The 14,347-nt window shown below is 57.9% G+C and carries 14 protein-coding genes; all 14 read left to right on the plus strand.

Annotated elements, in window-relative coordinates; all coding sequences use genetic code 11:
• The first annotated feature begins 1 nt into the window (after position 1).
• The 14 genes from OIN59_RS08095 to OIN59_RS08160 all read left to right on the plus strand — a co-directional run bounded on the left by OIN59_RS08095 (position 2) and on the right by OIN59_RS08160 (position 14,202).
• Positions 2-913 (plus strand): helix-turn-helix domain-containing protein, encoded by a 912-nt coding sequence (locus OIN59_RS08095; RefSeq protein ID WP_274109075.1) that lies wholly within the window; start codon positions 2-4, stop codon positions 911-913.
• Positions 913-2,193, plus strand: a complete 1,281-nt coding sequence (gene ispG / locus OIN59_RS08100; protein WP_274109023.1) for a flavodoxin-dependent (E)-4-hydroxy-3-methylbut-2-enyl-diphosphate synthase — start codon at positions 913-915, stop codon at positions 2,191-2,193. The genes OIN59_RS08095 and ispG overlap by 1 nt, the downstream gene beginning before the upstream one ends.
• A 152-nt stretch (positions 2,194-2,345) precedes the next feature.
• Positions 2,346-3,608 carry a histidine--tRNA ligase gene (gene hisS, locus OIN59_RS08105; RefSeq protein ID WP_274109077.1) on the plus strand — a complete coding sequence of 421 codons (1,263 nt, stop codon included), beginning with the start codon at positions 2,346-2,348 and terminating at the stop codon, positions 3,606-3,608.
• Positions 3,609-3,622: 14 nt separating this feature from the next.
• Positions 3,623-4,315 (plus strand): YfgM family protein, encoded by a 693-nt coding sequence (locus tag OIN59_RS08110; protein WP_274109025.1) that lies wholly within the window; start codon positions 3,623-3,625, stop codon positions 4,313-4,315.
• A 2-nt stretch (positions 4,316-4,317) separates the two neighbouring features.
• The gene (gene bamB, locus OIN59_RS08115; RefSeq protein ID WP_274109027.1) at positions 4,318-5,481 is read left to right on the plus strand and encodes an outer membrane protein assembly factor BamB; all 1,164 of its coding nucleotides are present in this window, start codon (positions 4,318-4,320) and stop codon (positions 5,479-5,481) included.
• 13 nt (positions 5,482-5,494) lie between these two features.
• Positions 5,495-6,838, plus strand: coding sequence for a ribosome biogenesis GTPase Der (gene der / locus OIN59_RS08120; RefSeq protein ID WP_274109029.1), 1,344 nt, complete (start codon positions 5,495-5,497; stop codon positions 6,836-6,838).
• Between the two features lie 105 nt (positions 6,839-6,943).
• Positions 6,944-7,198 carry an RNA chaperone Hfq gene (hfq, locus tag OIN59_RS08125; protein ID WP_015013419.1) on the plus strand — a complete coding sequence of 85 codons (255 nt, stop codon included), beginning with the start codon at positions 6,944-6,946 and terminating at the stop codon, positions 7,196-7,198.
• Positions 7,199-7,255: 57 nt separating this feature from the next.
• Entirely contained in the window at positions 7,256-8,437 is a 1,182-nt protein-coding gene (gene hflX / locus OIN59_RS08130) for a GTPase HflX (RefSeq protein WP_407655069.1), read from the plus strand.
• 53 nt (positions 8,438-8,490) lie between these two features.
• Entirely contained in the window at positions 8,491-9,855 is a 1,365-nt protein-coding gene (hflK, locus tag OIN59_RS08135; RefSeq protein ID WP_274109033.1) for an FtsH protease activity modulator HflK, read from the plus strand.
• Between the two features lie 9 nt (positions 9,856-9,864).
• The gene (gene hflC, locus OIN59_RS08140; protein WP_274109035.1) at positions 9,865-10,773 is read left to right on the plus strand and encodes a protease modulator HflC; all 909 of its coding nucleotides are present in this window, start codon (positions 9,865-9,867) and stop codon (positions 10,771-10,773) included.
• Between the two features lie 23 nt (positions 10,774-10,796).
• A complete protein-coding gene (locus OIN59_RS08145) occupies positions 10,797-10,979 on the plus strand; it encodes a DUF2065 domain-containing protein (RefSeq protein WP_274109037.1) in 183 nt (60 codons plus the stop codon).
• Positions 10,980-11,069: 90 nt separating this feature from the next.
• Positions 11,070-12,218, plus strand: a complete 1,149-nt coding sequence (locus OIN59_RS08150; protein ID WP_274109039.1) for an ATP phosphoribosyltransferase regulatory subunit — start codon at positions 11,070-11,072, stop codon at positions 12,216-12,218.
• Positions 12,219-12,245: 27 nt separating this feature from the next.
• Complete coding sequence (locus tag OIN59_RS08155; protein WP_274109041.1) at positions 12,246-13,622, plus strand: adenylosuccinate synthase; 1,377 nt, start codon at positions 12,246-12,248, stop codon at positions 13,620-13,622.
• 55 nt (positions 13,623-13,677) lie between these two features.
• Entirely contained in the window at positions 13,678-14,202 is a 525-nt protein-coding gene (locus tag OIN59_RS08160; protein ID WP_274109043.1) for a phosphoribosyltransferase, read from the plus strand.
• Positions 14,203-14,347: the final 145 nt, after the last annotated feature.

Raw genomic sequence — 14,347 nt, forward strand, 5'->3', positions numbered from 1 at the left:
AATGACAGCGGGTGGCTTGCTCAAGGAGGCTCGGCAGGCAGCAGGCATGCACATTGCGGCTTTGGCGGTTGCGTTGAAGGTGCCCGTTAGTAAATTGGAAGCCTTGGAGGCGGACAACTACACGGTGTTGCCTGACACCGTGTTTGTGCGGGCGCTGGCGTCGAGCGTGTGCCGCACCCTCAAGGTTGACCCTGCGCCTATTTTGTCTTTGTTGCCCCAAAGTCAGAGCCCTCGTTTGTCCGTGGACAGCGCTGGTATCAACGCGCCCGTGAAGGGAAGTGCTGGCAAATCGTCTGCATCCTCTTCGGTGTCGTTCGCAGGTTCAGGTTCTAGTTCACGTTCCGTGGTTTTGGTTGTCCTTGCGCTTTTGGTGGGGGCTGTGGTTTTGTTCTTTGTCCCCCGGCATTCCACGCCAGGGGATGCTGCCGATCCGGTGGCAGTGTCGGTGCCTGATGCTTTGCCAGTCAGTTCTTCCGAGTCTGTGCCTGCACTGGTGCCATCGACGGTTGAGGGTCCCGCCGATGCGGCTTCTTCTGCATTGCCTGCCGCTGCTGTGGCGGCTCCGGTGGCAGTGTCTGCGGCGCCTTCTGCTGCGGCATCTCCATTACCTGCTGCCGTCGCCAGCAGCGTGGCGGTGAGCAATGTCCCGGTCGCGGATGGTGCGGCAGATGCGCCCTCAGGCGCCCTGGTGCTGCGCGCACGCAGCCCATCGTGGGTGCAAGTTCGGGATGCCAATGGAGCACTGGCGTTGCAACGCAACCTGGCAGCGGGAGAGTCTGTGTCTGTGTCGGCGCCAACCCCCCTGGCAGTGATTGTCGGTCGCGCTGACGCGACGGAGGTGATGGTCCGTGGAAAGCCGTTGGATCTGACGGCGATCGCCCGTGAAAACGTAGCCCGTTTCGAGGTGAAATAGTGAAAAACTCCTCGCTTGATTTTGGGCCGGTAGCGATTGCTTCGCCCTTGCCTCGGCGTTCACGCCAGGCAAAAGTCGTCTGGGGTTCGCGCGTGGTGACGGTGGGTGGCGACGCTCCCGTGCGCGTGCAGTCCATGACCAACACCGATACCGTCGACGCCATCGGAACAGCGATTCAGGTCAAGGAGCTCGCCCAGGCGGGTTCGGAGTTTGTCCGCATCACCGTCAATACCCCGGAGGCCGCAGCAGCAGTACCCTACATCCGCGAACAATTGGACCGCATGGGTGAGAGTGTTCCATTGGTGGGTGATTTCCATTACAACGGGCATCGGCTGCTCACCGAGTTTCCGGACTGCGCCCAGGCCTTGTCCAAGTACCGAATCAACCCTGGCAATGTGGGCAAGGGCGACAAGCGCGACAAGCAGTTTGGCCAGATGATTGAGGCGGCCATGCGCTGGGACAAGGCCGTTCGCATCGGTGTCAATTGGGGCAGTCTTGACCAGGAGCTACTGGCCGAACTGATGGACACCAACAGCCGCCGCAGCACTCCCTGGGAGGCTCGCCAGGTCATGTATGAGGCGCTCATCACATCGGCCATTGAGTCTGCACGCCGTGCGGAGGCGATGGGCTTGGGCGGTGATCAGATCATCTTGTCTTGCAAGGTCAGTGGTGTGCAGGATTTGATTTCCGTATACCGCGAGTTGGCACGCCGCTGTGACTACGCTTTGCACCTGGGGCTGACCGAGGCGGGTATGGGGACCAAGGGAACGGTTGCCTCGGCTGCCGCTTTGTCCGTGCTGCTGCAGGAGGGCATTGGTGACACGATTCGTGTGTCGTTGACGCCCCAGCCTGGTGAGGCGCGTACCCAAGAGGTGGTCGTGGCATCCGAAATTTTGCAGGCGTTGGGCATGCGAGTTTTTGTGCCCAGTGTCACTGCGTGCCCAGGGTGTGGTCGAACCACTAGTACCACCTTTCAGGATTTGGCCAAGCAGATTGACGACTTCCTGCGCGCACAAATGCCTGTGTGGCGTGTGCGGTATCCAGGCGTGGAGACATTGCGGGTTGCAGTCATGGGCTGCATTGTCAACGGCCCAGGTGAAAGCAAACATGCAGACATTGGGATCAGTCTGCCGGGTACGGGCGAGGCGCCCGCCGCTCCGGTCTTCATCGACGGGGAAAAGGCAATGACCCTGCGTGGTGACGACATCGCCAATGAATTCCATCGCATCGTCGAGCAGTACATCGAAAAGCGCTTTGGCGCCGGGGTACCCGCTGTTTGACCGGTAGCGCTGTCGCCACCTTTCCCGGGAGCATCTGGGGTGTGGTCAACACAGCTTTTGTAAATTTCCGCCAGATATAGAAAAGAAGCGCTGTGAGCAACGAAAAAAGCACTCCCTCGTCCAAGCCAGAAAAGCTGGTTGCGGTGAAGGGCATGAACGACATCCTGCCCCCGGAATCTGCCCGGTGGGAATGGCTGGAGGCCAAGGTGCGCGACCTGATGGCACGCTACGCCTATCGCAATATCCGCACACCCATTGTCGAACCCACGCCTTTGTTTGTGCGTGGGTTAGGTGAGGTGACCGATATTGTCGAGAAGGAGATGTACTCGTTTGAGGACCGCCTCAATGGCGAACAGCTGACACTTCGCCCCGAAGCAACAGCCGGCGTGGTGCGTGCAGTGGCAGAGCACTCCATGCTGTACGACGGTGGCAAGCGCCTGTATTACATGGGCCCCATGTTTCGTCATGAACGTCCCCAACGTGGGCGTTACCGCCAGTTTCACCAGATCGGCGCTGAGGCCTTGGGTTTTCCTGGGGCCGAGGTCGATGCTGAGTTGATTCTTCTGGCCAGCGCTCTATGGCGTGACTTGGGCTTGCAGAATGTGCGCCTGGAACTCAACAGCCTGGGCCAGCCTGACGAGCGCAAGGCGCATCGGGCGGCGTTGATCGCGTATTTGGAACAGCATGTCGATGCTCTTGATGAGGAGGCGCGTCGGCGTCTCCACAGCAACCCTTTGCGTATCCTCGACACGAAGAATCCGGCGATGCAGTCGGTGGTGGAAGCTGCGCCCCGTCTGATTGATTTCCTGGGGCCGCAGTCACTGGCTCACTTGGACGCGGTCAAGGCCATTCTCGACGCCAACGGGGTCGCCTGGACTGTCAACCCCCGCCTAGTGCGCGGCATGGATTACTACAACCTCACCGTGTTCGAGTTTGTGACGGATCAGCTAGGCTCGCAGGGCACGATCTGCGGTGGTGGTCGTTACGACTATTTGATCGAACAGATCGGCGGCAAGGCCGCACCGGCGGTGGGTTGGGCGTTGGGGGTGGAGCGGGTGTTGGAGTTGCTCAAGGAGCAGAACAGCGCCCCCCCCTCCCTGGCTCCCGACGTCTATGCCATTGTTCCCTCGACGGCCGTGTTGCCCCGGGCTGTGGCTACGGTCGAGCAATTGCGCCAGCACGGTGTTCGCGTCCAAATGCATGCAGCTCCTTCGCTGGAGGGTATGGGTAGCATGAAGTCGCAGTTCAAGAAGGCCGATGCCAGTGGCGCCATGCATGCGCTGGTGTTTGGCGATGATGAGCTGTCCCGTGGCATGGTGACTGTCAAAGCCTTGCGTGACGGCGCAGGTGAGCAAACCGAGCGCCCTCTGGACTCGGTCGCCCAATGGTCGGCCACCCTACAATCCACCCGCTAACCCAATCACAATCCATGGCAAATCATCTCGACCTTGAAGAACAAGAGCAACTAGATCAGCTCAAGCATTTTTGGAACACCTGGGGCACTCTGATCAGCTCGGTGGTCATCGTCGTCGCGGGCGCCGCTGCTGCGTGGAACGGTTACCAGTACTGGCAAACCCGGCAGGCCACACAGGCGGCTGCGTTGTTTGATGCGGTGGATGTGGCAGCGCGATCTGCGGATAGCGCACGCATGGGGCAAGCTTTTACCGATTTGAAGTCCAAATATGCAGGAACCGTCCAGGCCGGACAGGCTGGCCTGACTCTTGCCAAGGCCATGCAGGGCGCTGGCAATATCGATGGCGCCAAAGAAGCGCTTACGTGGGTTGCAGATCAATCCTCAGACGAGGGTCTCAAGGCCTTGGCCAAGTTGCGATTGGCTGGTGTGCTGATGGATCAAAAAAATTACGACGAAGCACTCAAGCAACTGTCTGGTAGTTTTGCGCCGGAGTTCTCTTCCGTTGTGGCGGATCGCAAGGGTGATGTTCTGGTGCTCCAGGAAAAACGCCAAGACGCGATTGCCGAGTACACCAAGGCATATAAGGGGTTTGAAGACAGTGTCGAGTATCGCCGTCTGGTGGAAATCAAGCTGAACGCGCTAGGTGTCTCGCTGCAAGGTGTGACCGTGGCTTCCACTGCAACCGCAACACCTGCGGAGTCCAAGTAACCATGACGTCGCCTATCAACGCAGGGTCTGGGCACCCATTTTTCGCGCGTGCTCTGGTGGTCGCACTTGTGGCTGTCACCTTGGCTGGTTGTTCTTTGTGGAGTGCCGACAAGTCCAAGCCGGTGCCCGCCGACCTCGGGGCCAATGTGGCCGTCTTGGGTGTGCGACAGGCATGGACTGCGCGCGTTGGCAGTGTGGTGGGGCTGCCCCTGGAACCCCACGTTGCTGGCAATGTCGTGACTGTCGCGTCAGCTGATGGAACGGTGGCCGCCCTGGATGCCCGCACGGGCGGAGATATCTGGCGAGCAGCGCTCGCTGAGCCCCTGTCGGCAGCTGTTGGCAGTGATGGCAAGTTCGCGGCGGTGGTCTCTCGCAACAATGCACTCATCGTTATTGATGGGGGGCGTGAACGTTGGCGTGAGACTCTCGCTGCCCAGGTATTCACACCACCTCTGGTTGCAGGTGGTCGTGTTTTTGTGTTGTCTGCGGATCGATCTGTGTCAGCCTTCGATCTGTCGACAGGTCGCCGTCTCTGGGCGCAGCAGCGTCCCGGGGAGCCGTTGATATTGCGCCAAGCCGGTGTTTTGCTCGCAGTGGGCGACACGCTGGTGGTGGGGTTGTCGGGCCGCTTGGTTGGTTTGAATCCTGACAATGGTAGTGTGCGATGGGAGGCACCCATTGCCAGTGCGCGGGGCACGAATGATGTGGAGCGCCTCGTGGAGTTGGTGGGGCGTACCAGCCGTGTGGGCGAAACAGTGTGCGCGCGATCCTTTCAGGCTGCGGTGGGTTGTGTGAATACCGCAAGGGGGATGACAGTCTGGACACAACCCGCCAGTGGAGCAGAAGGCGTTCACGGCGATGCAGAGACTATCTTTGGTGCAGAGAGCAACGGCACTCTTGTCGCGTGGCGTCGTGCGGATGGCTCACGCTTGTGGAGCATCGATAGACTCAAATACCGCAAACTCACGGCGCCGCTGCTTTTGGGGCGCTCGGTGGTTGTCGGCGATGACACGGGATTGGTGCATTTGCTATCTCGTACCGATGGTTCACCCCTGAACCGGCTGGTGACAGATGGGTCTGCTATTGCTGCAGCCCCAGTGGTGGCCGCTGATACGCTGGTGATTGTTACCCGCAATGGCGGCATTTACGGATTCCGTCCAGATTGATCGGTCTTACTCAATGAAGCCAGTTATCGCCCTCGTGGGGCGTCCGAATGTCGGCAAGTCCACGCTCTTCAATCGCCTGACCAAGTCGCGTGATGCCATCGTCGCCGACTTTGCAGGGCTCACGCGTGACCGACATTACGGTAACGGCAAGCAAGGCAAGCACGAATACATCGTCATCGATACCGGTGGCTTCGAACCCGACGCCTCCAGTGGCATCTACCGTGAGATGGCCAAGCAAACTCAGCAGGCGGTTGCAGAGGCGGACGTGGTTATTTTTGTGGTGGACGCCCGTGCGGGGGTCTCTGCGCAAGACCATGACATCGCCAACTACTTGCGCCGTTTGGGCAAGCCCTGCGTGCTCGTCGCCAACAAGGCGGAGGGTATGCTGCAGGGCGTCCAGCTCGCAGAGTTCTATGAGTTGGGGCTGGGTGAGGTGTATCCAGTTTCTGCAGCGCACGGGCAGGGTATCCGCAGTTTGGTGGACATTGCGCTGGAGCCGCTGAATTTGCCCGAGCCTGACGACTCGGACACGCTCTTGGACAAGGGGATCATCAAGCTTGCCGTTGCAGGGCGCCCCAACGTGGGCAAGTCCACCCTGATCAACACTTGGCTTGGCGAAGAGCGCCTGGTGGCATTTGATATGCCCGGCACCACCCGCGATGCCATCACCGTGCCTTTTGAGCGCAATGGTCAGCGCTTTGAGCTGGTGGATACAGCGGGTTTGCGTCGCAAGGGCAAGGTCTTCGAGGCCATTGAGAAGTTCTCGGTGGTGAAAACGCTGCAAGCCATCGAATCTGCAAATGTGGTGCTGCTATTGCTTGATGCCACCCAAGGTGTGACGGACCAGGATGCCCATATCGCTGGCTACGTCCTGGAAAGCGGGCGAGCGGTGGTTTTGGCTGTGAACAAATGGGATGCCGTGGACGACTACCAGCGACAGCTTCTGGAGCGTTCCATCGAGACTCGGCTTGCATTTTTGAAGTTTGCCTCGTTGCATTTCATTTCCGCAAAGAAGCGCCAGGGGTTGGGCCCTTTGTGGACATCCATCGCCCAGGCCCATCGGGCTGCCACCTGCAAGATGTCAACGCCGGTTCTCACGCGTCTGCTGCTGGAGGCGGTTCAGTTCCAGAGCCCAAAGAGGGCGGGCATGTTTCGTCCCAAAATGCGGTACGCGCATCAAGGTGGCATGAATCCGCCTGTGATCGTGATTCATGGCAATTCGCTGGAGCATGTGACGGATGCCTACAAACGATTTTTGGAAGGACGCTTCCGTAAAGAGTTCGATCTTGTGGGGACCCCCTTGCGCATTGAGATGAAAACATCTCACAACCCGTTTGCAGACAAGGACGAAGCCTGACGGCAAAGGCTCTTCAGCCAAGGGGCCATGTAAGCTGAGGCTGGTGCATGTGTCTGGCTGTGGTAAGGTGCTGGTTTACAACAACACTTGAACACGGAGAATATCGTGAGCAATAAAGGCCAGCTTTTGCAAGACCCCTTCCTCAACGCGTTGCGTCGGGAGCATGTTCCTGTCTCCATTTACTTGGTTAACGGGATCAAGCTGCAGGGGCAAATCGAGTCTTTCGACCAGTATGTGGTGTTGCTGCGCAATACCGTGACACAAATGGTCTACAAGCATGCGATTTCTACGATCGTGCCAGGTCGAGCAGTCAATTTCTCTACTTCAGAAACCCCTGATGCTGACAGCAGCAACTCTTGAGTTGTTGTCTGGTAGCGGGGGCCGCTTTCCGAGCGAGGTGGAACGGAAAGAGGGTGGTTGGCTTTGAGTTCGGCTTCAGCATCCTCGTCCGCTATTACGCCGGTGTTGCTGGTGGGGGTCGATTTTGGTCTCCCCCATTTCGATGCGGAACTGGAAGAGCTGGGGCTGCTTGCCCAGACGGCCGGTATGCAACCGGTTGCTCGGATTACCTGCAAGCGCAAGGCACCAGATGCGGCATTGTTTATTGGCAGTGGCAAGGCGGATGAGCTTCGCACATTGGCCCAAATGCACGGGGCGGTGGAGGTATTGTTTGACCAATCACTCAGCCCCGCCCAGCAGCGCAATCTGGAGCGGCACATCGAGCTTCCGGTCAACGACCGAACGTTGTTGATTCTGGAAATCTTTGCGCAACGGGCGCGCAGCCACGAAGGGAAACTCCAGGTTGAGCTTGCCAAGTTGCAGTATGTGAGTACTCGGCTCGTGCGGCGTTGGTCTCACTTGGAGCGCCAAACTGGCGGCATCGGTGCCCGTGGTGGTCCAGGCGAAAAACAGATCGAATTGGATCGACGCATGATTGGTGACGCGATCAAGCGCACCAGAGAGCGCTTGGTCAAGGTCAAGCGTCAGCGTTCCACACAGCGGCGTCAGCGCGAGAGGCGCGATACGTTCAATATTTCACTCGTTGGATACACCAATGCTGGCAAGTCAACGCTTTTCAATGCTCTTGTGAAAGCGCGGGCGTATGCCGCTGACCAGCTTTTTGCCACGCTAGACACCACGACGCGCCAGTTGTATCTGGCAGATGCGGCGAGATCCGTCTCTCTGTCCGATACGGTGGGCTTCATCAGGGATCTCCCGCACGGATTGGTGGACGCGTTCCAGGCCACGCTACAGGAGGCTGTCGATGCAGACCTTCTGCTCCATGTAGTGGATGCTTCAAACCCGGATTTTCCGGAGCAGATGGCTCAGGTGGAGCGAGTTTTGCAGGAAATTGGTGCGTCAGATATTCCACAGATACTGGTGTTCAACAAACTTGATGCGTTGCCTGAAGAACGGCGTCCTTCTGTGCTGGTGGACCAATACGAAGTTGGAGGGCAATTGCTTTCCCGTTTGTTCGTAAGCGCGCGATCTGGCGAAGGCCTTGATCATTTGCGCCGTGCTTTGTCTGCCAGGCTGCTGGCTGCGCATGAGGATATGACCCCAGCAGGCGCCCTTGAATTGCCGGATGCGTTGCCCTGATTGGGCACAATGCATGATCGAACGATGCCATCAGAGAACCAGAGATTTTGCGCATGAATTTTCATATTCGCACCCTACGCTGGGCTTTATTGCCGGACCGTATTCGGGGCATGTTCAATCTGAATGATCCTCGTTGGGGTCGCGGGGACGATAAGTCGGAGGATAGTAGCGTGCGCCCTGAGGATCGACCTGCAGCGCCACCGGGGGGGCAGAGAGGCGGGGACCAGCGGCCAAGCAATGGCCAGCAACCACCTGATCTCGACGAGCTCTGGCGCGACCTTAATCGCAAGCTGGGCAGTCTGTTCGGAGGTAAGAACGGTTCTGGTCGTGGTCCGGGAGGAGGGGCTGGCGGTGGTTTTCAGCCAGATATGAAAAGCGCAGGTGTGGGTGTCGGCTTGATTGCTGGTGTTGCGTTCGTGATCTGGATGGGTACCGGATTCTTTATCGTGCAAGAAGGGCAGCAAGCCGTCATTACGCAATTCGGCAAGTACAAGAGCACCGTGGGCGCAGGCTTCAACTGGCGCTTGCCTTACCCGATCGAGCGTCATGAACTTGTTTTCGTGACTCAGATTCGCTCCGCCGATGTGGGGCGGGATACGGTCATCAAAAGCACAGGCTTGAGAGAGTCAGCCATGCTGACCGAGGACGAAAACATCGTAGAGATCAAGTTTGCAGTTCAGTACCGCCTGAGCGATGCCCGTGCATGGCTGTTTGAAAGCAAGAACCCCTCGGACGCCGTGGTCCAGGCCGCTGAGACCGCTGTGCGCGAGGTGGTGGGCAAAATGCGTATGGACACTGCTCTGGCAGAGGAGCGTGATCAGATCGCGCCTCGCGTTCGCACACTCATGCAGACCATTCTGGATCGTTACAAGGTTGGCGTTGAAGTTGTCGGCATCAATTTGCAGCAGGGCGGCGTGCGGCCGCCCGAGCAGGTGCAGTCCTCCTTTGATGATGTACTCAAGGCGGGGCAGGAGCGCGAGCGTGCCAAAAACGAAGCCCAGGCTTATGCGAATGACGTGATTCCACGTGCTGTGGGCTCCGCCTCCCGTCTGAACGAGGAGGCTGCCGCCTACAGGGCGAGGATCGTTGCACAGGCTCAGGGTGACGCACAACGGTTCGCGTCCATTCTGGCCGAGTACCAGAAGGCACCCCAGGTAACCCGTGATCGTATGTATCTGGACACGATGCAGCAGATTTATGGCAATGTGACCAAGGTGTTGGTGGAGTCGCGTCAGGGGTCAAATTTGCTGTACCTGCCGCTCGACAAAATCATGCAAGGCGTCGCGAGCGGATCGGGGGCGCTGGATGCTCCTGCGCCAGCCGGCTCGCCTTCAGTGGCGTCGCCAGCGACACCCGCACCTACCTTTTCGAATGACCCTCGGGCGCGCGATACCAGCCGTACCCGTGAATCCCGCTAGGAGCAGTTCGTGAACAGAGTCGGTTTTATTGCATCTACCCTGCTGGTGGTGCTTGCTCTCATGAGCTCCATGCTTTTTGTCGTGGACCAACGGCAGTTTGGTGTGCTGTATGCACTGGGTCAGATCAAGGAAGTGATCACGGAGCCTGGCCTCAATTTCAAGCTTCCTCCGCCATTCCAGAACGTCACTTACATCGACAAGCGTTTGTTGACCTTGGACAGCACGGATACCGAGCCCATGCTGACTGCTGAAAAGCAGCGCGTAGTGATTGATTGGTATGTGCGCTGGCGCATTTCCGAGCCCACCGAGTACATCCGCAACGTGGGGCTGGATGAGACGGCCGGCGCTATGCAGCTCAATCGGGTGGTTCGCAATGCATTCCAGGAAGAAATCAACAAGCGCACGGTGAAAGAGCTGCTATCGCTCAAGCGGGAAGCGCTGATGGCCGATGTCAAGCGCGAAGTGTTGGAGACAGTTCGCGGTTCCAAGCCCTGGGGCGTTGACGTGGTGGACGTGCGCATTACCCGGGTGGACTATGTGGAAGCCATCACCGAATCGGTGTACCGACGCATGGAAGCCGAGCGCAAGCGTGTGGCTAACGAGTTGCGCTCTACAGGTGCTGCCGAGGGCGAAAAGATCCGTGCAGATGCGGATCGTCAGCGTGAGATCACGATTGCCAATGCCTATCGGGATGCTCAGAAGCTCAAGGGTGAGGGAGATGCGGAAGCGGCCCGTATCTATGCTGAAGCTTTCGGTAAGGACCCCCAGTTCGCTCAGTTTTATCGCAGCCTGGAAGCCTACAAGTCCAGCTTTAACAAAAAAAGCGATGTGATGGTGTTGGACCCATCGTCTTCTGAGTTCTTCAAAGTCTTTCGCGGCTCCGCTTCAGCATCGGCGCCTGTAACCCCACGCAAGTAAACGGCGGCGGCAGTGAGGGTTGAATGATGTGGGACAGTTTCTGGACGGCGTTCGCCTTGGTGTTGGTGATTGAAGGGTTTTTGCCTCTTCTGTCTCCTCAAATCTGGAAACGTACGGTTGCACAGATCGCACAATTGCGGGATGGTCAGATACGCTTCTTTGCGTTGCTGGCCCTTGCTGTTGGCCTTCTGATGCTTTGTTTCTGAAGGCTGTCACACTCCTCGGCTAGGAGATTCCTTGGGGAGTCTCTTCCGGTCCCGGTAGAATCACGGTTTTAACAGCCTCCCCTTTTCTCCATGTCTGCTTGGGTCCTCCCGGATCACATTGCCGATGTCTTGCCGTCTGAAGCGCGGCACATCGAAGAATTGCGTCGCGGGCTGCTCGATACAGCCCGTTGTTATGGTTACGAGCTGGTGATGCCCCCGCTGTTGGAGCATCTGGAATCTCTCCTCACCGGCACAGGCGAAGCGTTGGATCTGCAAACCTTCAAACTGGTGGACCAGCTTTCTGGTCGTTCCATGGGGTTGCGGGCTGATACGACTCCTCAAGTGGCTCGCATTGACGCGCATTTGCTCAATCGCAAAGGCGTGACGCGTCTTTGCTACTGTGGCCCTGTATTACACACGCGTCCTGACCGCCCCCATGCCACCCGCGAGCCTCTGCAGTTTGGCGCTGAAATCTACGGGCATGCCGGGGTAGAAGCCGACCTCGAGGTTTTGCAGTTAGCAAGGGAGTGTTTGCGAGTTGCCAATGTACGTGACACCACCATTGATCTTGCGGACGTTCGCATCGTCCGCAATCTGTTGGCTGGTGTGAGCGTGAGTCCACAACTGCTCAGCGGAATTCACTCTGCTTTGGCGGCCAAGGACGTGGGTGAGTTGTCGGTCTTGACGCGCGGCTTTCCTGAGGAGTCTCGGCAGGGCCTTCTCGCTCTTGTTCAGTTATACGGTGACTCTGCTGTTTTGGTTGAGGCAGAAAACGCGCTCAAGCGCATTTCTGGTGTGCCTCAAGTGCTATCAAATTTGAAATGGCTGGCTTCACGTCTTGAAGGAGCCTCCGTCACTTTTGATTTGGCTGATTTGCGTGGGTATGCCTACTACAGCGGTGCGCGTTTCGCTATCTATGCGCCGGGTGCCAGCGATGCCCTGGTTCGCGGCGGACGTTACGACGAAGTTGGGGCGGTGTTTGGCCGAAATCGCCCTGCGGCGGGCTTCAGTTTGGATATCAAGCAGGTGGTTGGCGTGGTGCCACCCCGCGCGTTGAAGGCCGCGATTCGTGCACCTTGGGGCGAGGCCGCGGATGTGAATTCGGCGATCGCAGAGCTCCGGTCCGCTGGGGAAACGGTGGTGTGTGTTTTACCTGGGCACGAGAGTGAGGTGGATGAGTTCCACTGTGATCGTGAACTGGTTCGGGTTGCGGGCCGTTGGGTCGTGCAGGCTGTTTGAGCAATTGTCATTTGAATTGGGTTTGAGATGAAAGCAACCAAAGGTCGCAACGTAGTGGTGGTCGGTACCCAGTGGGGCGACGAAGGCAAAGGCAAGTTGGTCGATTGGCTGACGGAAAGCGCTCAAGGTGTTGTGCGCTTCCAGGGGGGGCACAACGCTGGCCATACACTGGTGATCAATGGTGTAAAGACGGCGTTGCATTTGATTCCGAGCGGCATCATGCGCCCTGGGGTCAAGTGCTACATCGGCAATGGCGTGGTTTTGTCTGCGGCGAAGTTGTTCGAGGAAATCGAGGGCTTGGAAAAAGCCGGTGTTGAGGTTCGTTCGCGCTTGCGTATCAGTGAAGCTTGTCCGCTGATCCTGCCTTTTCACGCCGCGATTGATGTCGCGCGTGAGGCGGCTCGGGAGGAGGGGGGCACCGAGAAGATTGGTACTACGGGCCGTGGCATCGGTCCAGCTTATGAAGACAAGATCGCCCGCCGTGCCTTGCGCGTGCAGGACTTGAAATACCCCGAGCGTTTTGCATCCAAGCTGCGGGAATTGCTGGATCTGCACAACCACGTGCTCACCACATACCTGGGCTCCGCAAAGTTCGTTTTTGGCGATGCGCTGAAGCCCTATATCCAGGATGGCAAGGTGCAGTTCGATGTGGTTTACGCCGAAGCCATGCGCCATGCAGAGTTGCTCAAGCCCATGATGGCTGATGTATCGCGTGAGCTGAATGAGGCCCATCGAGCTGGTGCCAATCTTCTTTTCGAAGGCGCGCAGGGGACCCTGCTTGATGTGGACCATGGCACGTACCCCTATGTCACATCCAGTAACTGTGTGGCGGGCAATGCCGCAGCAGGATCTGGCGTGGGGCCGGGCATGCTTCATTACATCCTCGGTATCACCAAGGCATATTGCACTCGTGTTGGTGGTGGGCCTTTCCCGACAGAGTTGGATTGGGAAGTTCCTGGTACCCCCGGTTATCACATGAGCACTGTTGGCGCCGAGAAGGGCGTGACAACGGGGCGTAGCCGCCGTTGTGGCTGGTTTGATGCAGCTTTGTTGAAGCGCAGCGCCCAAGTCAATGGCCTTACGGGTCTTTGCATCACCAAGCTGGATGTGCTGGACGGGTTGAGCGAGTTGTTGCTGTGCATCGGGTACGAGCTCGACGGTCAGCATATTGATTTGCTTCCCATGGGGGCTGAGGACATTGCCCGGTGCACGCCGATCTATGAAACGCTCCCTGGCTGGAGCGATTCCACTGTCGGGATGACCGAGTACGACAAGCTGCCCGAAAGTGCACGCCGCTATCTTGAGCGCATCGAGGAAGTGACAGGGGTTCCGATCGATATGATCTCGACCAGTCCTGATCGTGACCACACGATCATGATGCGCCATCCCTATGTCGCCGTCTGATCTGCAGTCCTGTCTTGCTGCTATCAAATAAACGCCAACTACTCAGGAGTCATTCATGTTGACCGAAGACGGAAAACATCTCTACGTCAGCTATGACGAGTACCACAGTCTCATTGAAAAACTGGCGCTCAAGGTGCACCAGTCAAGCTGGGAGTTCGACACGATTCTCTGCCTTGCGCGTGGTGGCTTGCGGCCAGGTGACATCCTCAGTCGGATCTTTGATAAGCCGCTGGCTATCATGTCAACGAGTTCCTATCGGGCGGAGTCGGGTACGGTGCAGGGGCATCTGGATATTGCCCGCTTTATCACCACGCCCAAGGGAGAGATCGCAGGGCGGGTGCTCCTAGTTGATGACCTGGCTGATTCGGGGCATACCTTGCACGCGGTGATCAACATGCTCAAGACCAACTACGCACCCATCACCGAGCTGCGCAGTGCCGTGATCTGGACGAAGGGGCTGTCGACGTTTTCGCCAGACTACTCTGTGGAGTTCTTGCCGAGCAATCCTTGGATTCACCAGCCCTTCGAGGGCTACGACAGCTTGAGTCCAGAGAAGCTTCTGGAAAAATGGCGAGTTTAATTTTCATGTCCTTCGGTAAAACCGTGCTATAGTCGAGGGCTTCGCTACTGAGACCTGAGAGCGCAAGTGATCAGGTTGATGGGGCGGTTTGTGGTGGTGCTTTGTGCTGCTGTGGATTGCTGAAACGGTGGATGAAGAAAGTTTA

The sequence above is a fragment of the Acidovorax benzenivorans genome (genome assembly GCF_028680575.1).
In the GTDB taxonomy this organism is placed as follows: domain Bacteria; phylum Pseudomonadota; class Gammaproteobacteria; order Burkholderiales; family Burkholderiaceae_C; genus Acidovorax; species Acidovorax benzenivorans.